This is a genomic window from Mycobacterium sp. NTMscope_Eco_3 (genome assembly GCF_976985685.1).
Window position 1 is genome coordinate 1,070,566 of sequence record NZ_CDRJYZ010000001.1, and the last position, 23,205, is coordinate 1,093,770.

A 23,205-nucleotide genomic window follows, 5' to 3' on the forward strand; every position below is an offset into this window, starting at 1 on the left:
CGCACAGCCGGGCTCGGCCTACGCTGCGATCAGGGTGGGCGACGGACGGAGAGAACAAGATGCCCGCAACGCTTCGCGCATCGGCCCTATTCGTTGCAACGCTGACAGGCCTCGCCGTCGCCGCGCCGGCCCGCGCCGACCAAATCGACCCGATCCCCGGCAACGGTGTGTTTGTCGTGGGGCCCGATATCGCGCCGGGCCTCTACCACACGGGCGGCTCGGGTTCGGCCTTCGGCGTGTGGATAAACAATGTGCCGACGCAGGACTCGATGTGTTCGTGGTTCACCTACAGCACCCCTGATGCGAACAAGGACCATGTGCTGCAGACGAATACCTCCATCGGCCCGATGTACGCCAACATCAATTCCGCCGTCAAGGCCTTCGAGTCGCAGAACTGTCAACCCTGGACGCGGGTCCCCTAGGGCCGGTTCGCGTCGATCAACATCTCCCGCAGCCGGCGGACGTCGACCTTTCCGGTGCCGCCGCGGGGAACGTCGTCGTCGGAGTTCAGCAGCAGCCACACTGTGGGTACCTTGAAGGCGCTCAGCAACTTTCGGGCCGACGTCTGAAGCTGCTCGGGGGTGAGCGCGTCGTCGCACACCACCGCCGCGCCGACCCGTTCGCCCGCCGCGCCGGGCACATTGGTGACGAGGGCGTTGCCGACGCCGTCGATGGTGCGCAGCGCGCGCTCGACCTCGCTGGGGTAGACGGTCGCGCCGCTGACTTTGAACATGTCGTCGGATCGCCCGTGGTAGAACAGGAATCCCTGCTCGTCGAGGTGGCCGAGGTCACCGGTCGAATAGAAGCCGTCGGGGGTGAAGAGTTCTTCGCGCCGGCGGCCGCAGATGCCGCGCAGGGTGTGCGGTCCGCGGATCTGGATCATGCCGGCGGTTCCCGCCGTGGCGGGCTTGCCGCTTCCGGGGTCGACGATGCGGACTTCCATGCCGGGAAACGGCTTTCCGCAGCTTCCCCACGCGGTCGTGGGCATATCGGTGTCGGCGGGGTAGCCGCAGTACGGCCCGAATGCCTCGGTCATGCCGAACAGCGTCGCGCGCGCCCCGGGCTGAGCGCGCTGCTCCGGCGGCAACAGGGCTTCCAGGCTGCCGGGTCGCAGCGCCGAGAGATCAACGCCGACCGAGTTGGCGTGCCGTGCCAGTGCCTCGGCCTGATCGGGCCAGCCGCGAAACAGGGTGACTCGTTCGCGCTCCAGCAGTCGCAGGGTGGTTTCGGGCCGGGGGATCTCTTCGGTCACCAGGGTGGCACCGGCCAGCAGGACGGACAGGATTCCACTGCCGAACCCGCCCACCCAGAAGAACGGCATCGGCAGATACAGGCGGGTTTCGGCGGTGATGCAGCGCGCCGCCAGCCCCGACTGCACGGCGCCCAACGCGTTGCCGTGCGAGTGCAGGACCCCCTTGGGCGATCCGCTACTGCCCGAGGTGAACATGATCACCAGTGGGTCGGCGGGGGTGACCGTTTCGGTCATCGCGTCGATGATCCGGCGGGCCCGGTCGCTCGCGGGTGCGCTGTCGAGCCGATCGGTCGACCAAACCTGCTGCAACGCCGGAAGTTCGGGTCTCCCCACGGTCCGCAGGTCGTCGAGATAGCGATGGCCGCGGAATTCCTCGACGCTCACCAGGAACTGGACGGCGGCGACCCGCAGTTGCGCGACGAGTTCGCGGGGCTGCAGCAGCGTGCTCAGTGGCACCAGGACGGCGCCGATGCGGGTCAGCGCGACGGCGATCTGTATCCAGCGGGTGCCATTGGGCATGATCAATCCGACTCGCGTGCCCTTGCCCACGCCGGCCTCGACGAACACCGCGGCCAAATCGCTTGTGGTGACGTCGAGTTCGCGGTAGCTGAGCCGCGACGCGGGATCGATCACCATCGGTGTGTCCGCATTGTGCTGGGCCCGATACCTCACCAGTTGGTCGATGGTGCTAGGCATCGAAGAGCTCTCTCAGCCGTCGCGTGTCGACCTTGCCGCTGGACAACAGCGGGAGGTCGGTGCGGGAGAGGGCGAGGAACCGCTTGGGAATCTTGTACGACGACAGCTCGCCTTTGAGCCGTTCCCGCACGGCCGATTCGTCGAAATCCGGTTGGACAACGACCGCGGCGACCAGCTCTCCCCGTTGGGTATCGGGGACGCCCACCACGTAAGCCTCGGCGCCCGTGACCCTGGCGATCGCCTGCTCGACCTCGGCGGCCGACACGTTGGCGCCCGCCGTCTTGACCATCGCGCCGAGCCTGCCGACGAAGTAGACGAAGCCGTCGGCGTCGGTGCGCACCAAATCGCCGGTGTGAAACCAGCCGTCGGCGTCGAAGCACTCCTCGCGGCTGCGCTTGTAGTAGCCCTGCATCACGTACGGTCCCCGGATGCAGAGCTCACCGACTCCGGAGGTGTCCGGGTCCACGATCATCGTCTCGAAGCCGGGGGCGGGCTTACCGTATGACCCGCGCCGCGTTTCGGGTTGGTCGGATTCGTCCTCGCTGATCAGCACGACGCTGCCGGCCTCGGTCATCCCGAGCATGTTGTGCCGCAACTCCGGGTCGGCCGGCCTTTTGTCGGGGGCCATGATCGGGTAGAGGTTACCGCGCCGCATCGACGACAGATCACGCTCGGCGTAGCTGGGGTGGTCGGCGAGGTGAGCGACCCCGGCGGCGAACCCGTTGGTCATGGTGGGCCTTTCGGCCTCCAACAGGTCGAGTGTGGCCCCGGCGTCGATGGCGTTGGAGCAGACCAGGGTCGATCCGGCCACCACGGTGGCCAGCAGGCCGAACGCGAATCCGCCGATCCAGAAGAACGGCGAATTGCAGAACAGCTTGTCCGAAGCGGTCAGGCCACGGATCGTATTGAGGTTCCGCTGATGTCCGAGCAGCGCGGCATGCGTATGCACCACCCCTTTGGGGACACTGGTCGATCCGGACGTGTAGACGATCGCCAGCGGATCGCAGTCGTAGACAACGTCTTCGGTCGCCCGCAACAGCGGCGGTTCGACTCTGCCGGCCAGCGCGCGCAGCGTCTCGTGAGCGAACGCCACGCGGCGCAGTTGCGGCACTGCGGCGCAGAACAAGCGATCGCCGGAATCGAAATCGGCCCCCGGAAGAACCTCGGACAGTCGCTGTATGTAGTCGTGAGACCGAAATGATGTGGCGCTCAACAGGATTTCGACGTCGCTGTCGACCAGCTGCTCGCGCAGTTCTCGGGCGGTGACGAAAGTGGAGAACGGGACGACCACGGCGCCGATCCGCGCCGCCGCCAGCATGCCGACCACGAAGTCGGGTCCGTTCGGATGGAGGAGGCCCACATGGGTTCCCTTACCGGCGCCGAGTGCCATCAGACCGCGGGCGAGCTCCGCCGACCGGCGGTCGGCTTCGGCGTATCCGATGCGGTCGTCGTCGCAGACCAGCAGCGGGTGATCCCCGCGCACCCGGGCCTGGTGTCGCAACGTCGCGGCGACGGTCAAACAATCAGCGCCCATGGTTGCGCGGCGCCGCGGGCTCGCGGAAGTAGTCCTGGATGGCGCCGAGATCGGCCTTGCCCGACGGCGTTCGCGGAATGGCGTCGACGATCGCGATCTCGGTCGGAATCTCGTAGCGCGCCAGCCGCTCTCGCAGGTGCTCCACCAGTACGTCGGCGTCGGCGGCATCCGATTCGCGCAGTTCGACCATGGCGACCGGCGTCTCGCCGAGCCGCTCGTCGGGCCGGGCGATCACCGCCGCGCCGGACACCGCGGGGTGGCTCTCCAGCGCGGCGCGAACGTCGTCGGGCATCACCTTGAAGCCGCCGCGGATGATCGCCTGGTCGGCGCGGCCGACAATCCAGAGGAACCCGTCGGCGTCGATGCGCGCCATATCCGTGGTTCGCATCCATTGCGCTTCCGGCCCCAGCTGACCCGGCTTGACCTCCAGCAGGCCGACTTCGTCCGGGCCTAGCGGTGTTCCGTCGTCGGCGACCACCCGCAGCTGAGCGCCCGGATTGGCCCGGCCGACGCTGCCCCGTTTGGCCCGCCAGTACCGCTGATAGTCGGGAAGGGTCCAGCCCGCCACGCCGCCCCCGAACTCGGTTGCGGCATAGGAGGTCAGCACCGGGATGCCGTACTTGTCGGTGAAGGCGTCGGCGTCGTCGGCCGACAGCGGCGCCGTCCCGCAGGTGACAACCCGGACGCTGTCCAGGTCGGCGGGCGGCACATCCGAGTGCAAGACGGTGCGTAGGGCCGCCGGTACCAGCGATACGGCGCGGGGCCGGTGCTTGCGCACCGCCTCGGCCCATGCGTTGAGCTCGAATCGCTCCAACAGCACGAACGGTCTGGCCTCGGCGATGCATTGCAGCACCCGGAATACGCCGCCGATGTGCACCAGCGGCGAGTTCACGATGGCGACGCCGCGCCGCAGCTCGGTGGGCGCGGGTGCGCGGTCGGGTTCGGCGCCCATCACGCTGTGCGCCAACATGTCGTAGCTCAGGTCGATTCGTTTGGGCGGTCCCGTCGTGCCGCTGGTCAGCATGCGCACCGCGACACCGGTCGGTGGACCCGCCCCGACGCCGGGTTGCCCGGACACGTCGACGTCGTCTGCCGGTCCCGAAATCGCGACCGTCGGGGTGCCCACCGTCACCAGCGACGCCAGATCGTCGCGCTCGCCGACGATCAGCGGAAGCTGCAGTCGCGCGATGTCGGCCTTGGTGCGCTCGTCGCCGCGCGACGGGTTGATGACCACGACGGTCCCACCGCCTAACAGCACGCCAAGAAAGGCCGCCACATGCCCCGGCCGGTTGCGCAGCAGCATCCCGACCTCGGCGCCGGCGGCCAGGCCGGCGATGCGCCGCGCCAATGCGTCGATCTGGCCCCACGAGATCCATTGGCCGCCATATTCGATGGCGTGTGAGTGGGGCTCGAGGTCGAGCACGTCGGCGATGCGTTGGATGAGCGGGTGACGCGGCATCAGCGGATCTTCGGTGTGGGCTTGGTGGCCCGGACGCGGGCGCCCTGCTGCGCGGCCAGTTCCGCGGTGCCGAGCGGGTTTCCCAGCCGGGTATAGATGAGGCCCTGTTCCAGGGCGGCGCGATACGGCTTGTCCAGCGATTCCCAAATCGCCTTCACCGTACCCTGAGTCGCCGTCGGAGGCTTGGCGGCGATGGTCGCCGCGATCTCGTGGGCGCGGTCCCAGAGCTGATCGGATGAGACGACCTCCGAGACCAATCCGATCCGCAGCGCGGTGTCGGCGCTGACCCGTTCATCGTTGCCCATCAGGGCGATGCGCAGCGTCTCCCCGAGGCCGACGCGGCGCATCAGACCGATCGGCTCCAGCGCACAGATTAGACCGGCCGACACGTGGGAGTCGAAGAACGTGGCGTCTTCCGAGCAGATGACCACGTCGGATTCGTTGATGAAGTAGAACGCGCCCGCGGTGCACATGCCCTGGACCGCGCAGACCACCGGCTTCCACATCTTCTGCCACTTGGGGCTCAGAGCCTCGCCGGGATCCTCGTGGTTCCAGATGTTTTCGGGCTGACCGTAGGGCGTCTTGATGTCCAGCCCCGCGCTGAATGCCCGGTCGCCGGCGGCACGCAGTACCACCGCGTGCACCGACTCGTCGAGTTTGACCGTGCGCCAGGCGCGGGCCATTTCCTCACACATCGTGCGGTTGAACGCGTTCAGCTGCTCGGGCCGGTTCAACGTGATGGTCGCGACGTGGTCGGCGGGGTCGGCCTCGAGGAGGATCGTTTCGAACTTCATCGGCTCGCTCATCGACACTGCCAATTCGGTTTGCGCTTTTCGACGAAGGCCTTGGGTCCTTCGGCCGCGTCCTCCGTCCGCAGCACACGTTCGCGGAACGTCTCGGCGAGTATCTCCGCCTCGTGCAGCGGCACATTCAGGCCCTTGAGGATGGCCAGCCGGGTACCCCGAACCGCCAGCGGTGCATTGGAATTGACGATGTCGGCGATCTCATGGGCCCGGTCCAGCAGCCGGTCGTGCTCGACGACTTCGCTGATCAGTCCGAGTTCGTAGGCGCGCTCTGCGCTCATCCGCTCGTGTTTGCCCATCAGGGCCATGCGCAGGGCGATGGAGCGGGGCAGCACGCGAGACACCCGCACCAACTCGCGGCCCGCCACCAGTCCGATGCTGACGTGCGGATCGAAGAAGGTCGCCTGCTCGGAGGCGATGACGATGTCCGTCGTCGTGACCCAATCCATGCCGGCGCCGCAACAGATCCCGTTCACCGCGGTCAGCACCGGCTTGGCCGTGGTGCGGAACGGCGGCGTGCCCTCCTGCGGCGCCTCCCACTGGTCGTACGTCGACAGGTATGGGCGCTCGTAGATCACCTTGCCGTCTTCGGGAATCTCCTTGACGTCGGCGCCGGTGCAGAACGCGCGGCCGGTGCCGGTGACGATGGTCAGCCAGACGTTGTCGTCGTTTTCGGCCTCGTCGTAGGCGGCCCGCAGTTCGGTGATCATGTGCGGGCTGAGCGCATTGAGGGCGTCTGGGCGGTTCAAAGTGATCGTCGCGGTGTGCCCGTCGACGTCGTACTTGATCGTGTCGAACGAATCAGTGGGCATCAGTCATTCCTTCGCTTTGTATCGAACGTCGCGTGGGGCATATGGGCGAATTCGAGGCAGTTTCCGTGCGCAGGGCCCACATTCGACGCCCAAGGCCTAGCGTCCACGAAAGTCCGGATCCCGCCGCTGCCGGAAGGCCTCCAGGCCCTCCTTGAAATCGACCGTCCGGCAAGACAATTCCAGATTGAACAACTCCTGGTTCAGCGACTGGCTCAGCGTTGCATGCTGCCCGAAGTTCAGGGCCTGCTTGGCCAGCCCGATCGCCGCCGTGGGTCCGGAGGCCAGCCGGCCGACCAGCTCCTCGGCGGCGCGGTCGACGTCGGGGCCGCTCACCGCCTGGTGAATGAGCCCCCACTCGGCCGCGTCGTGCCCGCTCACCTTCTCGCCGAGCAGCAGCATCCGCCTGGCCCGCGCCAGGCCGACGAGCCGGGGTAGCAGCCAGGTGGACCCGGAGTCGGGGCTGAATCCGCGGTCGAGGAACGGCTCCCAGAACACCGCATCGCCGGCGGCCACGGTGAAGTCAGCGGCCAGCGCGAGATTGCAACCGAATCCCACCGCCCATCCCCGCACGCTGCACACCACCGGCAGCTGAATGCCCGCGACGAGTTCGATCACACGGTGAGCGGCATGGGGAATCCGCCGCACCAGATCGCCGACGCGGGGGCGTTGGCCGCCGGGATCGTTGGCGGCCACCCAGTCGGCGCCGGCGCAGAAATCGTCTCCCGCGCCGCGGATGTGCACGGCGCGTAGCGAGTCGTCGGACGCGGCAGTGGTCAGCGACTCGACCAGGGCCCCGATCATCAACTGCGTCAACGAGTTACGCCGTGATGGGCGATCGAGCGTCACCAGTAACACCGCACCCTCTCGGTGCACTGTCACCGAACCCTCGACTCCGGCCGCGCCGGCCCCTTGACTCACCGTCGATCCGGCCTCTCTCCGCCGATACGGTTACCCATACAGTAGGCAATACGATTGATACGCTGTATAAGTTAGCAAGGATACGCTGCCTGCGAAACTACTGAGGTGAAAGAGGGAATCATGGCCCGCGCCGGCGATGATGCGGCGGGCGCACCTCCCGCCTGCTGGGGACGCAGCGATGAGGAGGAGTGGTGCCTATGACCCTGCCGGAGGGGCACGCGTCGACGCGTGGCGACGACGCCAGATTCGGCGAGGCGCCGCTTGCCCAGACCGTGGCCGCGGCCGCCGCCATGCGCCGCCTGAGCTCACTGCTGGTGTCGATGGAGCATCCGCACCCCGCGGTGGACGCCATGTTGGACAAGTTCACCGAGTGGGAGGGCGAATTGTCCGCCGCCGCGCCGGCGGACAACGCACCGCGCATCGGCGACCTGCCGGACGATCCCCGGCGCGTGTATCTCAATCACGCGACCGACATCGGCGCCTACAACCCGTGTTTTCCCGAGTACCGGTTCACCGAATTCGATGCCGAGAAAGCAACGGGAGGCGTCGAATTCCCCGTGATATACGAAGGGCCACCGGGATTGGTGCACGGCGGATTCCTCGGCGTCTTCTTCGACTGCGTCATCCAGCACCACAATTGCGTCACCGGCCTTTCCGGCAAAACCCGGTCCTTGGCGGTGACCTTCCGCAGACCCACACCGGTGTTGACCGACCTGCGATTCGACATCGTGCGCTCGGAAAGCGAACGGGGCATCACGTCGACCGCGCGACTGTTGCTCGACGACGAAGTGCTGTGTACGGGCGAGGTCAACACGTTGGCGTCACGGCCCGAAAAGCTTGCCGGATCGCGATTCGGCAGGCGCCGAAAGGAGTCCGACAAATGACCGCTTCGAGCACCTCTGACGATCGCGTGCTCTTCGACATCGATCCCGACCGGCGCATCGCGACGGTCACGCTGAACAATCCCCAACAGCGAAACTCCTATGACGCCAGCATGCGCGAGGCCATCGCCCGTTGCCTGGACCGGGTCGCCGATGACGACGACCTCACGGTGGTGTTGTTGCGCGGAGCCGAGGGGGTCTTTTCCACCGGGGCCGACATGAACAATGCGTACGGGTGGTACGGCGACAAGTCCAGGCCGCCCGACGACGCGGCGGCCAAACGTCGCCCGAGTCAGCGGCGCCGACTCACCGTGGACCGCAAGTCTTTTGGCTTCTACCACAATTTCATGGGCTTCCCCAAGGTCACGGTGGGGGAGATCGCAGGCTACGCGCTCGGTGGCGGCTTCGAGATGGCCCTGATGACCGACATCTCGGTCATCGCGCGCGACACCAAGATCGGCATGCCGGCAACCCGCTTCCTGGGCCCCGCGCTGGGCAGCCTGCACATGTTCTTCCACCGGCTCGGCCCGGTGCTGGCCCGGCGCCTGCTGTTGACCGGTGACATCATCGAGGCGGGCGAGGTCGAACACCTCGGAATCTTCACGGACACCTGCGATCCCGGTGCGGTAACGGCGCGGGCGCGCTACTGGGCCGAGAAGGCGGCGAAGATGCCGGCCGATGGTGTCGTCATCGCCAAGGAGGCGTTCCGGCTTGTCGAGCAGAGCCAGGTGTACCAGGGTGAGGAGGTCGCCAGCTATCTGTTCCACGCCTTCGGCACCAACCTGCAATTCGGGCCGGGCGAATTCAACTTCGTCAAGACCCGTGCGCAGCACGGCGCCAGGGAGGCGTTCCGGCTACGGGACGAGCACTTCCACGTGCCCGAACCCGAGGCGTAACAAGCGGTTTCGGGCGGGATTAGCGACTCGCCGGCGCCTTGGACCGCCCTCGCGCGGTCGAGGCCTTGCGCTGGCGGCCCGCCGCGGCGGCCTTGCCTTTTGATGCGTTGCTCTCGTCGATCAGCCTGCTGGCGTGATCGAGGATGCAGGTGAGGCCGTACTCGAAATTGGTTTCGTCGGGGGCCCCGATCCGGTGTCCGATTCGGGTTACTTGAGAAAGCAGCGGGGTCTTTTCGGGGTCGATGGCGACGGCGTCCTCGATGGCGCGGGGTCCGATATCCGACGATTGGTTCTTTTCGTAAAGGCGTTGCAGCACCACCGATCCGCGAACGTGAACCGAGACCGCCGAATAGGTGTCGAACGCGTCCTCCGGCGACAAGCCGGCCTCCACCAGATTGGAGACCGCCTTTTCCATCTCCTGTGCGCCCATCCGTGCCGCTTTCGGGGACAGCGCCGCCCGGATCAGAATCAGGTCGCACAGAATTGGGTTGCCCATGAACGTCTTACGCATCAAGCGCGCGTGGTTGCGCAAGGTCTCACGCCAGTCGCTGGCTTCGACATAGGGAGTGGCGAACACATACTTGCTCAGGGCGCGGTCGGTCATCGCGTTGAGCAGGTCGTCCTTCTTGCGGAAGTACCAGTAGATGCTCGTCACGCCCACGCCGAGGTGTTTGCCGAGCAGCGGCATGCTGAGGTTGTCGATCGACACCTCTTCCGCGAGTTCGAATGCGCCGCTGATGATGTCGTCGGGGTTGATGGACCCGCGCTCGCGTCGTTGGCGCTTATCGGCGGTTGCCTGCTTTGCCACTACGGGCACCTCCATCAAAATCTGTTTCGTGCATTCGGTCTGCCAGCCGTGCTGCAGGTAAAGTCGAATTTACCGGCTGTTCTGTTCTGACCTGCGTATACGCTTTCGTGTCGTATTTTCCCTCTGCTACTGTAATACCTATCGTAGGCTTTTTGGTAAATCGGCTGGACAGGCGAAAATGACCAGGTTAGAGCTACGGATTAAGCAATGGATCTAGGGCTGGCGAACGCCACCGCGGTGGTGGTCGGCGGTAGCCGCGGTATGGGTCTGGCCACCGCGCGCTGCCTCGCCGACGAGGGGGCCCGCGTCGCGGTGGTCGGCCGTAGCCGTGACGCGCTGGACTCCGCGGTGACCGATCTCACCCAACGAGGTAGCCCTGACGCACTCGGGCTCGCCGCCGACATCGGGGACGACGCCGCGGTCGACACGGTGTTCGGTGAGCTTTCCCAGCGCTGGGGCGGCGAACTCAACGCTCTGGTCATCACGGTGGGGCCGGGCGCCGCGGGCACCTTCGAGGATTTGACCGACGACCAATGGCGACAGTCGGTCGAAGACGGGGTGCTGGGCATGGTGCGCTGTGTGCGGGCGGCGCTTCCGCTGCTGCGTAAGGCGCAATGGGCGCGGATCGTCAACTTCTCGGCCCACTCGACTCAGCGACAAAGTGTCATGCTGCCCGCATATACGGCGGCGAAATCGATGTTGACGAGCGTTTCGAAGAACCTGTCCCTGCTGCTGGCCAAGGACGAGATCTTGGTCAACGTGGTATCGCCGGGCAGCATCGCATCGGAATCGCTGGTCGGCTGGGCGGATTCGGTGGGTGTCGACGGCCACGATCCGTATGCCCTGATGGAGGCGATCGGCAAGCATTTCGGTCACCCCGCGCACATGCCGCGGGCGGGCCTTCCCGAAGAAATAGGCCCGGTCGCGGCGTTCCTGGCCTCGCGGCGTAACTCCTACATGACCGGAGCCAACATCAACGTCGACGGTGGTTCAGACTTCACCTGACTTCACCTGACCACAGGTCGATGAAATCGATTGACAGACAGAAGGAGTCGAGTGTGGCTACGGCAGCAGAGGCTCGGGCGTGGGCGCCCGGCGCGTTGCGGGGGATCGGTGACTCCCTCTACACCCCGTTTTGCGGCACCGAGGGTGACGACATCGACTGGGACGCCTATCGGACGTTGGTGCGCTACTGCGTCGGTGACCTCGGGCACCCGATGTTGTGGTGCACCAGTGGCATTGCGGAGTTCTGGTCGCTGACCCTCGACGAGCGGAAGCGCCTGCTGGAGGTCGCGGTCGAGGAGGCGCGCAGCATCAACCCCGGTGTGGTGGTGCAGGCCTGCACGGCGGCCATGTCGGCGAAGGACTGTCTGGATTTGACGCTGCACGCCCAGGAGGCGGGCGCCGACATCGTCTACATCCAGACGCCGATGATGGAGGCCCACGGGGGAGAAGGCGTGCTGCGCTTTTTCCACTACGTGGCTGCGCGCACGAACATCGCTCTGGGCATGTTCAATTCGCCGTCGTCGGGCTACGTGTTGACCCCGGCCGAGAGCGCACGCATCTACGACGAGGTGCCCGCGGTGTGCGCCACCAAGGAGGGCGCCTTCCGGCCGGCCGGCAGCCGCCTGCTGCATGAGCTCGCGCCCGGCCTGGCGGTATGGGAATGCGACAAGACGGTGTACCGGGCCGGGTGGCTGCGTGACGGGATCGTGTGCCCGGCACAACTAGGCACCGCGGGCTACCTGTTCGAGACGCCCGAACGGCGAATATATTCCGAATATTGGGATTTGGTGCAGAGCGACAAGCTCATCGAGGCCATGGACTACGGTCGCGAGTCCGGGCTGGATCAGTTCGACCTCGACGTCGGATCGTGGTGGACGTGCTACCCCGGACGCGCGGACTACTTCACCCACTGGGGCGGCGCGTTCAAGTACGCCGCTTCCCTGCTGGGGCTGCCGATCGGTGCCTACCCGCATTCCCGCCCCCCGCAGGCCGAATTGCCCGCCGAGGCGAAGGCCCAGATCGAGAACGCCTACCAGCGCCTGGGTTTGATCCAAACGGTGTTGCAGTAGAACGGATTACAACGCGAAGCGGGCCCGGTGGATAACCGGGCCCGCTCGCTCAGCCGACCGATTACTGCTGTTCGGCCCGCTCACGTTCCTCGTACGCCTTGGCCTTGCCGCGGGCCTTCTCGGCGGCGGCTTCCTTTTTCCCGGCGCTGCGCTGCGCATCCGCCTTGTCCTGCTGGGCCTTGCCCTCTTCGATCAGGTCGTTGTGGCCGATGATGATGCCGACGACCTGCTTGGTCTTTCCGAGGACCTCTTCCACGATGCCCCGAACGAATTCGACCGGACCGCTCTTGGTGTCAACCATTGCCTCTCCTTCCCGGATGTGATGATTGGCTTCTTAACGCGTTCCCGATCACGGGGTCGAGGCAAACATGGGTCAGCGTGTCGATGGCCACAACCGTCGCCAACGCCCGACCCGCGGGGCGGTCGCCGCGCCGAGCCGACGCCCAAAATCGCTGTTTAGTCGCCGTTCACGGGGGTGCGGACGCAGTTGTGGAATGCGGTACCGATAGGTATACAGTATGGGTACAAACTCGCCAGTTGGTCAGCTATGAGGGGACGGTCATATGGGCGCCGCCGACCGTGTGGTCACCGATGAGGCGGTGCTGTATGAAACCACCGAAACCGGTGTTGCGGTCGTGACCTTCAACCGCCCCGAGCGGCTCAACGCCTGGGGCCCCGACCTCTCGCGGGGCTTCTACGCGAGCATCGACCGTGCCGAGGCCGACCCCGCGGTCCGAGTGATCGTGTTGACCGGTGCCGGCAAGGGATTCTGCGCGGGGGCGAACCTGGGTGGCGCGGGATCCATCGACGAAAAACTCGGCGACGGCGACACCGACGTCACCAAGTTGGTCGGCGACCGCCACCCGCACTTCCTCACCGAGCTGCGAAAGCCGATCATCGCCGCGGTCAACGGCGCCTGCGTCGGCATCGGCCTGACCCACGCCCTGATGTGTGACGTCCGGTTCGCGGCCGCCGGGGCCAAATTCGCCACCGCGTTCACCCGGCGGGGCTTGATCGCCGAGTACGGGATCTCCTGGATCCTGCCGCGGCTCGCCGGCTGGGGCGCGGCGATGGACTTGCTGCTGAGCGGGCGCACGTTCTTCGCCGAGGAGGCCGCGGAACTCGGCCTGGTCAAGGACGTCGTCGCGCCCGAACAACTGTTGTCTTGCGCCATGGCGTACGCCGAGGACATCGCGCGCAGCTGTTCGCCGGCGTCGCTGGCGGTCATCAAGCGGCAGGCCTACGGCGATGCGCTGCGCGATGTCGCCGACGTCAGCGCCCGCGCCGAAACACTCATGCACGAGTCGCTACTGCGGCCCGACGTCGTCGAAGGCATCACGAGCTTCCTGGAGAAGCGGCCAGCGCGGTTCCCGCCGTTGGCCACCTAACCAGCCGGAAAGGAACATCATGACCACCCTGAACTATCAAGCGATCGATGTCGACAATCACTACTACGAGCCGTTGGACTCGTTTACCCGCCACTTGGACAAGCGATTCAAACGGCGCGGTGTCCAGATAGTCAGCGACGGCAAACGCAGCTGGGCGTTGATGGGCGACCGCATCAACCACTTCATCCCGAACGTCACCTTCGACCCGATCATCGTGCCCGGCTGCCTCGACCTGTTGTTCCGCGGCGAGATCCCGGAGGGCGTCGACCCGGCGTCGCTGATGAAGGTCGAGCGGCTCGCCGAGCACCCGGAGTACCAGAACCGCGACGCCCGGATCGCGGTGATGGACACCCAGGACATCGAGACGGCGTTCATGCTGCCGACATTCGCGTGCGGGGTCGAAGAGGCGCTCAAACACGACATCGAGGCGACAATGGCCTCGGTGCACGCGTTCAACCTGTGGCTCGACGAGGACTGGGGCTTCGACCGTCCCGATCATCGCATCATCTCCGCCCCGATCGTCTCGCTGGCCGATCCGGTCAAAGCCGTCGAAGAGGTCGAGTTCGTGTTGGCGCGCGGCGCCAAGCTGGTGCTGGTGCGGCCCGCACCGGTGCCCGGGCTGGTCAAGCCGCGGTCGCTGGGCGATCCCAGCCACGATCCGGTGTGGGCCAGGCTGGCCGAAGCGGGAGTGCCGGTGGGATTCCACCTGTCTGACAGCGGTTACCTGGCGATCGCCGCGCTATGGGGCGGCAAGTCGACCTTCGAGGGCTTCGGCGCGAAGGATCCGCTGGATCAGGTGCTCCTGGACGACCGGGCCATTCACGACACCATGGCCTCGATGATCGTGCACGGCGTGTTCACCCGCCATCCGAAACTCAAGGCCGTCAGCATCGAAAACGGGTCCTACTTCGTGCATCGACTGATCAAGCGACTCAAGAAGGCGGCCAACACCCAGCCCCAGTATTTCCCCGAGGACCCGGTGGAGCAGCTGCGCAACAACGTGTGGATCGCCCCCTACTACGAGGACGACCTACCGGAGCTGGCCGAAGTCATCGGCGTCGACAAGATCCTGTTCGGTTCCGACTGGCCGCACGGGGAGGGCCTCGAATCGCCGGTGTCGTTCGCCGATGAGCTGAAAGGCTTCAGCGAGTCCGACGTCCGAAAGATCATGCGAGACAACGCCCTCGACCTCCTGGGCGTCCAAGTCGGCTCGGCCGCTTGATCATCGGGGCCCGGTTACTTCCGTGAGCGAATGGACCATCGGGGCGGTGCTCGACGAGATCGCCGACGTCATCGGTGACCGGACGATGACGGTGTGCGGCGACCGTCGCAGCACCTTCGCCGAGTCGGCGGACCGCACCCGCCGGCTGGCGAACTTCCTGGTCAGCAAGGGGTTCGGCGCACACCGGGAGCGGGCGGACCTGCAGAACTGGGAATGCGGGCAGGACCGGGTTGCCCTGGTGATGCACAACGACCTGTACCCCGACATGGTCATCGGGTGCCTCAAGGCCCGCACCGTCCCGGTGAACATCAACTACTACTACACGCCGCGCGAGGTCGGTGAACTTCTCGATTACGTACAGCCCCGGGTGGTCATCTACCACCGCGCGCTGGGCGCCAAGTTCGCCGACGTCCTCGCCCGTGCGGGCGTCGATCTGTTGATCACGGTCGACGACGGCAGCGACGCACCCGACCTACCGGGCGCGATGTCGCTGGAAGACGCTCTGGCGCAAGGGGAAACTGACCAGCGCGTCATCGCATCGCCCGATGACCTGCTGATGATCTGCACCGGGGGCACAACCGGTCGGCCCAAGGGTGTGCTGTGGCGGCAGTCCGACATCTATGTCTCGTCGATGGTGGGGGCAGACCACGCCTGTGCCCAGGAGATTCACGACAAGGTGCGCGGGGCGGCCGGGGCGCCGTGGTTCGCGGTGTCGCCGCTGATGCACGCCGCCGGCATGTGGACGGCGTTCTCGGCGATCATGGCCGGCACGCCCGTGGTGATGTACGACACCGGCAAAAAGCTCGACCCGCGAACGGTCTTGGAAACGGCGCAGCGCGAGAGGGTCGGCTTGATGACGATGGTCGGCGACGCCTACGCCGCGCCGCTGGTGGCCGAACTGCGCCGCGGCTCCTACGACCTGTCGTCGCTGTACGCAATAGGCACCGGCGGCGCCGCAACGAACCCGAAATACCAACGCGCCCTGGTGGAATTGATCCCCCAGGTCACGGTGATCAACGGGTACGGCTCGTCGGAGACCGGAAACATGGGATTCGGCCACAGCCGGCGCGACACGCAATCCGACACGTTCACCCTGCGGGAGGGTGGACTGGTTCTCTCCGAGGACTACAGCCGCTTTCTCCGTCCGGGCGAGGCCGAGGTGGGTTGGGTCGCCAGGGAAGGACGAATCCCGTTGGGGTACTTCAACGATCCCGACGCGACCCGCAAGACCTTTCCCGAGATCGACGGCAAGCGGGTGGTGATATCGGGCGACCGCGCCGCCCTGGAGCCCGACGGCACGCTGCGGCTGTTCGGCCGGGACTCGCTGGTGGTCAACACCGGCGGCGAGAAGGTCTTCGTCGAGGAAGTCGAAGAAGTGCTGCGCGCCCACCCGGCGATCGCCGACGCGCTGGTGGTCGGGCGCCCCAGCGAGCGCTGGGGAGAAGAACTCGTCGCCCTCGTCGAACTCCGTGCGGAGGCCGCCGCGACGGCCGATGAACTGCACACGCTGTGCACCACGCAACTCGCACGGTTCAAGGCGCCCAAGGAATTCCTCTTCGTCGAGCACGTCCAACGCTTGGGCAACGGCAAGGCCGATTACCGTTGGGCGAAACGTCACGCGACAGCAAAGGCGCCGGTGTCCCCATGAAAGTGATCGATTGCCTGGTCAACGTGCGCTTCGGCGAGACCGAGAAGCAACCGACCTGGATGCTCAAGGTGCGTGACGATTACTTCAAGGGGCCGGAGTCCATGTTCGCGCCCGTCGAGCTGTCCGAGCTGCTCGACGAAATGGACGCCCACGGCGTGCGCAAGGCCATCCTGATGGACAATCTCGCCAAGCCGTCGGTGACGGCGCGCAAATTCGTCGAGGAGAAGCCCGAGCGGTTCGCGCTGGCCATGGGCGGGGTGAACCTGCTGCGGCCGATGCCCTCCCTGCGGGAACTTTCTGCCGTCGCCGGCGACCTGCCCGTGGCGTATGCGGCTGTGGGGCCGAGCTTTTGGGGGGACGGCCAGTACCCGCCCAGCGACGCCGTCTATTACCCGCTGTACACCAAATGCGCCGAGCTCGAGCTTCCGCTGTGCATCAACACCGGCATCCCCGGGCCGCCCATTCCCGGCGAGGTGCAGAATCCGATTCACCTCGATCGGGTGTGCGTGCGGTTCCCAGAACTGAAACTGTGCATGATCCACGGCGCGGATCCGTGGTGGGACATCGCGATCAGACTGCTGATCAAATATGCCAACCTGCGCCTGATGACGTCGGCGTGGTCGCCGAAGCGGTTACCGGAGAGCCTGCTGCACTACATGCGCACGCGCGGGAAGGGCAAGGTGATCTTCGGTTCCGACTGGCCCGTGCTGAAGATGCACCGCGTCGTGCCCGAGGCCGCCGCGCTGGATTTGCCCGCCGACGTCCTCGAGAACTATCTCTACAACAACGCCCAAGAATTCTTTTTCGGTGGCCAGGAGGAACGCTGAGTATGGACCGTTACGAACTACGCAGGCTCGACTACAGCCTGACGTCGGATCACGAGGCGTTGCAGGCCGCGTACCGCGATTTCTTCAAGACCCATTGCCCGATCGAGACCGTGCGCGCCGCGGAGGAGACCGGATTCGACAAGAACCTCTGGGAGCGGTTGTGCGCCATGGGCGCAACGACGATGGCCCTGCCGGAATCCGCCGGCGGCGACGGCGCGACGCTCGTCGACCTGACCCTGGTGGCCGAGGAGATCGGCCGGTCGCTGGCGCCGGTGCCGTGGATCGACCAGGTCTGCGCGGCGCGTCTGCTGGCCCGGCTCGGTGCGGTGGAACCCGATGTGGTCCAAGGCAAGCGACTGGCCGCGTTCGATCCGCAGCACGACAGCCCCTCCGGGACGCGGCTCCTGCCCACCGGGTCGATCGCCGACCAGATCATCGTGCGCGACGGTGCGGAAGTCATCGCGCTGACCTTCGGCACCCGCCCTACGAAGGTAGACAACATCGGCCGCCTGCCGATGGCCTGGGTGGATCCGGCGGCCGCCGACACCCGCACCGTGCTAGCCAGCGGGCCCGGCGCGGCGGCGGAATATCAACGCGCGCTGGATGAGTGGCGGGTGCTGTCGGCCGCGGCATTGGTGGGCTTGGTGGAAGAGACCATGACGATCGCCGCCGAATTCGCCAAGACCCGCTACACACTGGGCGTGCCGATCTCGACGCTGCAGGGCATCTCCCATCCACTGGCCAACATCGCCATCACCGTGCAGGGCGGCCGCAATCTGGCGCGGCGCGCGGCCTGGTTCCTGGACAACGAGCCCGACGAACGCCCCGAGTTGGCGCCCTCGGCGTTCGTGTTCATGGCGGAAGAGGCGGCCAAGGCCGCGACCATGGCGGTGCATGTGCAAGGCGGTCTTGGTGTTTCGGCGGAGGCGGCGGCGACGGCCTATCTGGTGCGTGCCCGCGGCTGGGCCCTGGCGGGCGGAGATCCCGGCGCCAGCGCGAAGTACATCGGCGAGCTCGTCGCCGCACGCGAAAGCGGAAGGGGCGCATAGTGGATTTCTCGCGAGTCACGCTGTCCGACGACGATCAGCGATTCCTCGACGAAGCGCGCGAATTCCTGCGCACCCACGTGACCGAGGACGTCAAGCGTCGGGACCGCGAAACCGGCGACAACTTCGACGAAGGGGTGCACCTGGCGCTGGGCGCCGCCGGCTACCTGGAACGCGAATGGAAGCCGGAAGCCGAAGGCGGCTTCAGCCGCGTGCGTCGCCGCATCTGGGAGCTGGAGAAGCGGCGCGCCCACGTGCCCTGGGTGACCTGGGGTACCACCGCCATGGTGGCGCGTTCGGTCGCGCGGTTCGGGTCGAGCGAATTGCAGGACGAAGTGCTGCCGGGCGTCTTCAGCGGACATGTCCGGCTGTGCCTGGGCTACACCGAACCCGAGGGCGGATCCGACATCGCCACCTGCAAGACGCGGGCGGTGCGGGAGGCGGATGGATCAACGTGGATTATCAATGGGTCCAAGATGTTTACCACCGGGGCGCACAATTGCCGGTACGTGTTCCTCATCACCAACACGGATCCGAACGCCCCGAAGCACAAGAGCCTGACGATGTTTCTGGTTCCGCTGGACTCGCCGGGCATCGAGATTCAGGGCATCCGCACGGTCGACGGCGATCGCACCAACATCGTCTACTACAGCGACGTGCGTGTCGACGACAGGTATCGGCTGGGCGACGTGAACGCGGGCTGGACGGTGCTGCGCGAGCCGCTCAACGTCGAGCACGGCGCGGTGGCGGCCGCCCCCGACGGGCTGCAGGACGTGTCGATCATGATGCATCAGGCCGGTTTCATGGCCGACGCGCTGGACAAGGCCGCGGGCAAGGTGTCACAGCGGGACCCGAACGGGCGCAGGCTCATTGACGATGCCGCCGTGGCGTACCGGTTGGGACGCAGCGCCGCGCGAATGGAAGCGGCGCTCAGTGCGCCCGGCATCTTCGGGCGCGTCGCCCTCGCACAGACGATGCGCGACATCTCCCCGGACCTGATGGACATCCTCGGCACGGCGTCCACGCTGCCGATCGGCACCGACGGTGCGGCCGACGACGGCGCCTCGGAGTACGTATTCCGGTTCGCGCCGCTGGTGGGCATTTACGGCGGCACCCTCGAGGTGTTCCGCAACATGATCGCGCAGTACATGCTGGGCTTGGGCAAGCCGGCTTACGCGCCGGTCGCGCAGAAAGCTTCCTAGCGCTGGTTCTTAGCCCTGCGTCTGCTCGCGGGGTCAGGTCGTCAGGACTGTCGCCGCGGCGGTGCCGGGCGCGCCATAGAGCTGAGCGAACCCGACGCGCGGTTCACCGGCCACCTGACGATCGCCCGCCTCGCCGCGAAGCTGGCGCACCAGCTCATGGATCTGCCGCAGGCCGGACGCCCCGATCGGTTCGCCGTTGGCGATCAGCCCGCCGTCGGTGTTGATCGGCATCGAGCCGGTGATCTCGGTGGCACCGTCGGCCAGCAGCTTCTCCTGCTCGCCGTCGGCGCAGAACCCGCATTCGGCCATGTGGATGATCTCCGCGCCGGCGTCGGTGTCCTGCAACTGAATGACGTCGACGTCTTCCGGTGCCACTCCGGCCTTTTCGAACGCGGACTTGGCGGCGTACACGGTCGGCGCCACGTCCTCGTCGACCGGGGCGAAGGTGGTGTTCACCTCGTAGGCGCCGTAGCGGCGGGTACGCACCTCGACCGCCCGCACGAAGACCGGCTTGGCGGTATAGCGGTGCGCGATGTCGGCGCGGCACATGACCACCGCGGCGGCGCCCTCGTCGGGCGCACAGAACATGTACTGGGTGAGCGGGTAGTTCAGCATCGTCGAGTTGAGGATCTCGTCTTCCGGAATCGGTTTGCGCCGAAACGCGTTCGGATTCTGCGCGCCGTTACGAAAGTTCTTGGCGGCCACCTTGGCCAGCGTCTGCTGGGAGATGCCATGCTCGTGCAGGTATCGGTTGGCTTTCATGCCGAAGAACTGAGTGGTGAGGTACTGCCCGTTTTCGGCATACCAGCGCGGCATTCCCACCAGAGCCGGGTCCTCGGTGAACGCCCCGCGCGGATGCTTGTCCAGGCCGATGGCGATCCCAATGTCGTAGTCGCCCAGCCGGATTCCGTCGGCGCACGCCTTGGCGGCGCTGGCCGCGGTCGCGCAGGCGTTGAACACGTTGGTGAAGGGGATGCCCGAGAGTCCGACCATGCCGACGATCGCATCGGGATTGGCGACCGTCCAGCTGCCCCCGGTGGCGGCCTGGATGTCCTTCCACTGCACGCCCGCGTCGTCGACCGCGAGCCGGATGGCGTCGACGCCCATCTCCATCGCGGATTTGCCCTCGAAGCGACCGAAGGGGTGTAGGCCCACGCCGATGATTGCGACGTCATTCATTTGCGCCACTCCTCCTCATCACTACGTTCTGCGTCGTCGTCGGCGCGATTCACGCGATGGCTCCTGCTCCTTTGAGTTCGGCGATGCGGTCCCAGTCCATCCCGAGTTCTATCAAGACGATCTCGGTGTGCTCGGAGGCCTGCGGGGCCCGGGTGGTGACGAGCGGTTCGTGGTTGAACTGCACCGGCCCGCGCACGACCTTGAACGGCGCACCGCCGTCGTTGGCCTCGACTTCGACGATCATGTCGTTGGCGATCGCTTGCTCGTCGTCGGCCAGATCGATGAGGCTCTGGAACGGCGCCCACTGGCCCTTCATCGTTTTGAGGTGCTGTCGCCAGTAGTCGAAGGGCTTGCCGGCGAAGGCCTTTGCGATCAGCTCGGCGGCCGCGTCGGCGTTTTGGATCAACGGCAGCACGTCGGAGAAGCGGGGATCGTCGGCCGCCTCGGGGATGCCGAGGTGCTCGAACGTGTCGCGAATGTAGCCCGTCGGACTGACGATGCACAGGTTGATCGTGCCGCCGTCGGAGGTTTCGTAGTTGCCCAGAAACGGATTCACCGATGCGGCCGCGGATCCTGGCATCGGGGTGCGCATGACCTCCCCGGTCTCCATGCCTTGCGTGACGCTCGCGCCCGCCGCCCACCACGCCGTGCTCAGCAACGACACGTCCAGCTCGAGCGCCTCGCCGGTGCGCTCGCGGTGCAGCAGCGCGGCCGAGATGCCGCCGGCGATGAACATGCCGCCAATGGAGTCACCGAATGCGGGAATGCCCTGTCCCAGAGCGCCGCCCAATTCCTCGGGGGTCAGCGCGTACCCCACCCCGCTGCGCGTCCAGAACGCCGTTCCGTCATAGCCGCCGACGTCCCGCTCGGCCCCCTTGTCGCCGTACGCACTGCCGCGGGCATACACGATGTTTGGGTTCACGGCGCGAATGTGCTCGACGTCGAACTTGTTTTTCTGCCGCTGCGCGGGCATGTAGTTGGTCAGGAACACGTCGGCGGTCTTGGCCAACTCGTAGATCACTTCCTGGCCGCCCGGGGTGGAGACGTCGATCCCGACGCTGCGCTTGCCCCGGTTGGGATGCTCGATCAACGGATGCCGGTCAGGATTGAGCTGGAAGCCACCCATGTTGACAAAGCCACGCTGGGTGTCGCCGCGCGCCGGGTGCTCGACCTTGATGACGTCGGCGCCCCAGTCGGCAAGGATCGCGCCGGCAGCGGGGACGAACGTGAACTGCGCAACCTCGAGGACCCGAAAGCCCTGCATTACCTTTACCATTCCCGGGACCCTACTTCGCGTCGAACGTAACCGGAAGCGCCGTCGGCGAACGGAACGGCTGACCGTGGATATGCGGATCGTCATCGGTGAGCAGGTTGACGTTGGTCACTCGATCCAACAGGCATTCGAGCGCAACCCGGGTTTCCATACGCGCGAGGTGCAGCCCCAAGCAGGTGTGCTCGCCGGCGGCGAACGAAATGTGGGGCATGTGCGGACGGAAGATGTCGAACTCTTCCGGGCGCTCCCAGCGGCTTCCATCGCGATTCGCCGAGCCGATGCACACGTCGACCACCGACCGCGCCGGGATGTTGACGCCTTCCAATTCGGTGTCCTCGGCGGTGAACCGCTGCACCGTGGTCAACGGCGTCTCGAAGCGCAGCCCCTCCTCGATCGCCGGGGCGATCAACGTGGTGTCGGCCTGCACTGCGGCGAGCTGTTCGGGGTGGGTGAGCAACAGGAACAGCAGATTGCCCGAGGACCGGTAGGTGGTTTCCAGCCCGGCGGGCAGCAGCAGCCGCAAAAACGAGTAGATGGCTTCGTCGCTGAGCTTTTCGCCGTCAATCTCCGCGGTGACCAGGTCGCCGATGATGTCCTCGGTCGGATTGGTCTTGCGCGCTTCGATCTGCTCGAGGAAGTAGTCCTTCAACGCCGCCGACGCTTCAAAGGCGCGTTCGTAGCGGACCGCGTAGCTGATCAATTCCACCGCGCGCCGGTGGAACATGGGCACGTCGTCGTCGGGCAGGCCCAGCAGCGCGGCGATGACCCGGGTCGGAAACTCGAACGTGAACTGGCGGACCAGATCGGCCTGGCCCTCGGCGATGAACTCGTCAATGAGGGCGTTGCAGATCGGGCGCACGACCGTGGGCTCCCAGCGGGCCAGCGCCTTGGACTTGAACGCTGCCGACACCAGGTTGCGATGATCGCGGTGCTTTTTGCCCTCCATCGCCAGAATCGTCGGCCCCATGAACAGGCCGATGGTGGTGTCGTACATGGCCGAACTGAACACCCGGCCGTCGCGAAACACCTTGTTGACCGCGTCGAAGGACACCGCCGCGAAAGACCGCTTGGGGCGTAGCGACTCGGGGGTCTTGGAATAGTCCATGACGGTGCCGCGAAACACCCCGCCCTCGGTGCGCTTTTGCGCGAAGTACGGGTACGGGTCACGCAGGTAGTCGCCCGGCTTAGCGCCGGTGACGGCATCCTGAAGCTGACTTTCCACGGCTGCTCTCCGGCTCGGGTACACGGTCGTACTGTAAAGATTACAGTAGACTATATCGACGCGG

General features: G+C 66.2%; 22 protein-coding genes. 11 read left to right on the forward strand and 11 right to left on the reverse strand.

The genetic code is table 11. The features are described 5' to 3' along the window. Nucleotides 1-59: 59 nt before the first annotated feature. Nucleotides 60-422 (forward strand): hypothetical protein, encoded by a 363-nt coding sequence (locus AC0KTM_RS05130; protein WP_238957452.1) that lies wholly within the window; start codon nucleotides 60-62, stop codon nucleotides 420-422. Here AC0KTM_RS05130 and AC0KTM_RS05135 read toward each other — a convergent pair. The 6 genes from AC0KTM_RS05135 to AC0KTM_RS05160 form a co-directional block, all read right to left on the reverse strand. Further along, nucleotides 419-1,948, reverse strand: coding sequence for a class I adenylate-forming enzyme family protein (locus tag AC0KTM_RS05135; RefSeq protein ID WP_238957453.1), 1,530 nt, complete (start codon nucleotides 1,946-1,948; stop codon nucleotides 419-421). The two genes, AC0KTM_RS05130 and AC0KTM_RS05135, sit on opposite strands and share 4 nt — an antisense overlap. Next, nucleotides 1,941-3,482: a class I adenylate-forming enzyme family protein gene (locus AC0KTM_RS05140; protein WP_238957454.1), complete on the reverse strand. Its 1,542-nt coding sequence runs from the start codon at nucleotides 3,480-3,482 to the stop codon at nucleotides 1,941-1,943. Before AC0KTM_RS05140 ends, AC0KTM_RS05135 begins: the two co-directional genes overlap by 8 nt. Beyond that, complete coding sequence (locus tag AC0KTM_RS05145) at nucleotides 3,472-4,941, reverse strand: class I adenylate-forming enzyme family protein (RefSeq protein WP_238957455.1); 1,470 nt, start codon at nucleotides 4,939-4,941, stop codon at nucleotides 3,472-3,474. The genes AC0KTM_RS05140 and AC0KTM_RS05145 overlap by 11 nt, the downstream gene beginning before the upstream one ends. Continuing rightward, on the reverse strand, nucleotides 4,941-5,735 hold the full coding sequence (locus AC0KTM_RS05150) for an enoyl-CoA hydratase/isomerase family protein (protein WP_225326660.1): 795 nt from the start codon (nucleotides 5,733-5,735) through the stop codon (nucleotides 4,941-4,943). The genes AC0KTM_RS05145 and AC0KTM_RS05150 overlap by 1 nt, the downstream gene beginning before the upstream one ends. Before the next feature lie 8 nt (nucleotides 5,736-5,743). Next, nucleotides 5,744-6,556 carry an enoyl-CoA hydratase/isomerase family protein gene (locus AC0KTM_RS05155; protein ID WP_238957456.1) on the reverse strand — a complete coding sequence of 271 codons (813 nt, stop codon included), beginning with the start codon at nucleotides 6,554-6,556 and terminating at the stop codon, nucleotides 5,744-5,746. 96 nt (nucleotides 6,557-6,652) lie between these two features. Next, the gene (locus AC0KTM_RS05160) at nucleotides 6,653-7,474 is read right to left on the reverse strand and encodes an enoyl-CoA hydratase/isomerase family protein (protein WP_225326658.1); all 822 of its coding nucleotides are present in this window, start codon (nucleotides 7,472-7,474) and stop codon (nucleotides 6,653-6,655) included. A 197-nt stretch (nucleotides 7,475-7,671) separates the two neighbouring features. Here AC0KTM_RS05160 and AC0KTM_RS05165 point away from each other — a divergent pair, with 197 nt between their 5' ends. Then, nucleotides 7,672-8,358, forward strand: a complete 687-nt coding sequence (locus tag AC0KTM_RS05165; RefSeq protein WP_225326657.1) for a hotdog family protein — start codon at nucleotides 7,672-7,674, stop codon at nucleotides 8,356-8,358. Continuing rightward, nucleotides 8,355-9,251 carry an enoyl-CoA hydratase/isomerase family protein gene (locus AC0KTM_RS05170; protein ID WP_238957457.1) on the forward strand — a complete coding sequence of 299 codons (897 nt, stop codon included), beginning with the start codon at nucleotides 8,355-8,357 and terminating at the stop codon, nucleotides 9,249-9,251. The genes AC0KTM_RS05165 and AC0KTM_RS05170 overlap by 4 nt, the downstream gene beginning before the upstream one ends. Nucleotides 9,252-9,270: 19 nt before the next feature. Here AC0KTM_RS05170 and AC0KTM_RS05175 read toward each other — a convergent pair whose 3' ends face one another. Further along, on the reverse strand, nucleotides 9,271-10,074 hold the full coding sequence (locus AC0KTM_RS05175; protein ID WP_238957458.1) for a TetR/AcrR family transcriptional regulator: 804 nt from the start codon (nucleotides 10,072-10,074) through the stop codon (nucleotides 9,271-9,273). 192 nt (nucleotides 10,075-10,266) lie between these two features. On the opposite strand from AC0KTM_RS05175, the gene AC0KTM_RS05180 reads away from it, so the two are divergent. Continuing rightward, nucleotides 10,267-11,064: an SDR family NAD(P)-dependent oxidoreductase gene (locus AC0KTM_RS05180; RefSeq protein ID WP_238957459.1), complete on the forward strand. Its 798-nt coding sequence runs from the start codon at nucleotides 10,267-10,269 to the stop codon at nucleotides 11,062-11,064. 53 nt (nucleotides 11,065-11,117) lie between these two features. Beyond that, a complete protein-coding gene (locus AC0KTM_RS05185) occupies nucleotides 11,118-12,134 on the forward strand; it encodes a dihydrodipicolinate synthase family protein (protein WP_238957460.1) in 1,017 nt (338 codons plus the stop codon). A 61-nt stretch (nucleotides 12,135-12,195) separates the two neighbouring features. On the opposite strand, the gene mbp1 is transcribed toward AC0KTM_RS05185, so the two are convergent. Further along, nucleotides 12,196-12,435, reverse strand: coding sequence for a microaggregate-binding protein 1 (gene mbp1, locus AC0KTM_RS05190; RefSeq protein ID WP_225326652.1), 240 nt, complete (start codon nucleotides 12,433-12,435; stop codon nucleotides 12,196-12,198). 262 nt (nucleotides 12,436-12,697) lie between these two features. Here mbp1 and AC0KTM_RS05195 point away from each other — a divergent pair, with 262 nt between their 5' ends. The 6 genes from AC0KTM_RS05195 to AC0KTM_RS05220 are packed head-to-tail and all read left to right on the forward strand — an operon-like array spanning nucleotide 12,698 to nucleotide 19,467. Beyond that, nucleotides 12,698-13,522, forward strand: coding sequence for an enoyl-CoA hydratase (locus AC0KTM_RS05195; protein WP_238957461.1), 825 nt, complete (start codon nucleotides 12,698-12,700; stop codon nucleotides 13,520-13,522). A gap of 19 nt (nucleotides 13,523-13,541) precedes the next feature. Further along, nucleotides 13,542-14,744: an amidohydrolase family protein gene (locus AC0KTM_RS05200; protein WP_225326650.1), complete on the forward strand. Its 1,203-nt coding sequence runs from the start codon at nucleotides 13,542-13,544 to the stop codon at nucleotides 14,742-14,744. Nucleotides 14,745-14,766: 22 nt separating this feature from the next. Further along, a complete protein-coding gene (locus tag AC0KTM_RS05205) occupies nucleotides 14,767-16,392 on the forward strand; it encodes an acyl-CoA synthetase (RefSeq protein ID WP_472415105.1) in 1,626 nt (541 codons plus the stop codon). Continuing rightward, nucleotides 16,389-17,219: an amidohydrolase family protein gene (locus tag AC0KTM_RS05210; RefSeq protein WP_225326648.1), complete on the forward strand. Its 831-nt coding sequence runs from the start codon at nucleotides 16,389-16,391 to the stop codon at nucleotides 17,217-17,219. Before AC0KTM_RS05205 ends, AC0KTM_RS05210 begins: the two co-directional genes overlap by 4 nt. A 2-nt stretch (nucleotides 17,220-17,221) precedes the next feature. Next, on the forward strand, nucleotides 17,222-18,268 hold the full coding sequence (locus AC0KTM_RS05215; RefSeq protein WP_225326647.1) for an acyl-CoA dehydrogenase family protein: 1,047 nt from the start codon (nucleotides 17,222-17,224) through the stop codon (nucleotides 18,266-18,268). Next, entirely contained in the window at nucleotides 18,268-19,467 is a 1,200-nt protein-coding gene (locus tag AC0KTM_RS05220; RefSeq protein WP_225326646.1) for an acyl-CoA dehydrogenase family protein, read from the forward strand. Before AC0KTM_RS05215 ends, AC0KTM_RS05220 begins: the two co-directional genes overlap by 1 nt. 33 nt (nucleotides 19,468-19,500) lie before the next feature. Here the strand turns inward: AC0KTM_RS05220 and AC0KTM_RS05225 are convergent, their stop codons facing one another. Genes AC0KTM_RS05225 through AC0KTM_RS05235 form a run of 3 tightly spaced genes read right to left on the reverse strand, consistent with a single transcriptional unit; the run spans nucleotide 19,501 to nucleotide 23,141 of the window. After that, the gene (locus AC0KTM_RS05225) at nucleotides 19,501-20,646 is read right to left on the reverse strand and encodes a thiolase family protein (protein WP_225326645.1); all 1,146 of its coding nucleotides are present in this window, start codon (nucleotides 20,644-20,646) and stop codon (nucleotides 19,501-19,503) included. Between the two features lie 49 nt (nucleotides 20,647-20,695). Continuing rightward, nucleotides 20,696-21,910, reverse strand: coding sequence for a CaiB/BaiF CoA transferase family protein (locus AC0KTM_RS05230; RefSeq protein WP_225326751.1), 1,215 nt, complete (start codon nucleotides 21,908-21,910; stop codon nucleotides 20,696-20,698). Between the two features lie 22 nt (nucleotides 21,911-21,932). Next, nucleotides 21,933-23,141, reverse strand: a complete 1,209-nt coding sequence (locus tag AC0KTM_RS05235; protein ID WP_225326644.1) for a cytochrome P450 — start codon at nucleotides 23,139-23,141, stop codon at nucleotides 21,933-21,935. Nucleotides 23,142-23,205: the final 64 nt, after the last annotated feature.

Coding starts and splice junctions, on each gene's coding strand:
- AC0KTM_RS05130 (WP_238957452.1), top strand. CDS start 60: ATGCCCGCAACGCTTCGCGCATCGGCCCTATTCGTTGCAACGCTGACA.
- AC0KTM_RS05135 (WP_238957453.1), bottom strand. CDS start 1,948: ATGCCTAGCACCATCGACCAACTGGTGAGGTATCGGGCCCAGCACAAT.
- AC0KTM_RS05140 (WP_238957454.1), bottom strand. CDS start 3,482: ATGGGCGCTGATTGTTTGACCGTCGCCGCGACGTTGCGACACCAGGCC.
- AC0KTM_RS05145 (WP_238957455.1), bottom strand. CDS start 4,941: ATGCCGCGTCACCCGCTCATCCAACGCATCGCCGACGTGCTCGACCTC.
- AC0KTM_RS05150 (WP_225326660.1), bottom strand. CDS start 5,735: ATGAAGTTCGAAACGATCCTCCTCGAGGCCGACCCCGCCGACCACGTC.
- AC0KTM_RS05155 (WP_238957456.1), bottom strand. CDS start 6,556: ATGCCCACTGATTCGTTCGACACGATCAAGTACGACGTCGACGGGCAC.
- AC0KTM_RS05165 (WP_225326657.1), top strand. CDS start 7,672: ATGACCCTGCCGGAGGGGCACGCGTCGACGCGTGGCGACGACGCCAGA.
- AC0KTM_RS05170 (WP_238957457.1), top strand. CDS start 8,355: ATGACCGCTTCGAGCACCTCTGACGATCGCGTGCTCTTCGACATCGAT.
- AC0KTM_RS05175 (WP_238957458.1), bottom strand. CDS start 10,074: ATGGAGGTGCCCGTAGTGGCAAAGCAGGCAACCGCCGATAAGCGCCAA.
- AC0KTM_RS05180 (WP_238957459.1), top strand. CDS start 10,267: ATGGATCTAGGGCTGGCGAACGCCACCGCGGTGGTGGTCGGCGGTAGC.
- mbp1 (WP_225326652.1), bottom strand. CDS start 12,435: ATGGTTGACACCAAGAGCGGTCCGGTCGAATTCGTTCGGGGCATCGTG.
- AC0KTM_RS05195 (WP_238957461.1), top strand. CDS start 12,698: ATGGGCGCCGCCGACCGTGTGGTCACCGATGAGGCGGTGCTGTATGAA.
- AC0KTM_RS05200 (WP_225326650.1), top strand. CDS start 13,542: ATGACCACCCTGAACTATCAAGCGATCGATGTCGACAATCACTACTAC.
- AC0KTM_RS05210 (WP_225326648.1), top strand. CDS start 16,389: ATGAAAGTGATCGATTGCCTGGTCAACGTGCGCTTCGGCGAGACCGAG.
- AC0KTM_RS05215 (WP_225326647.1), top strand. CDS start 17,222: ATGGACCGTTACGAACTACGCAGGCTCGACTACAGCCTGACGTCGGAT.
- AC0KTM_RS05225 (WP_225326645.1), bottom strand. CDS start 20,646: ATGAATGACGTCGCAATCATCGGCGTGGGCCTACACCCCTTCGGTCGC.
- AC0KTM_RS05230 (WP_225326751.1), bottom strand. CDS start 21,910: ATGCAGGGCTTTCGGGTCCTCGAGGTTGCGCAGTTCACGTTCGTCCCC.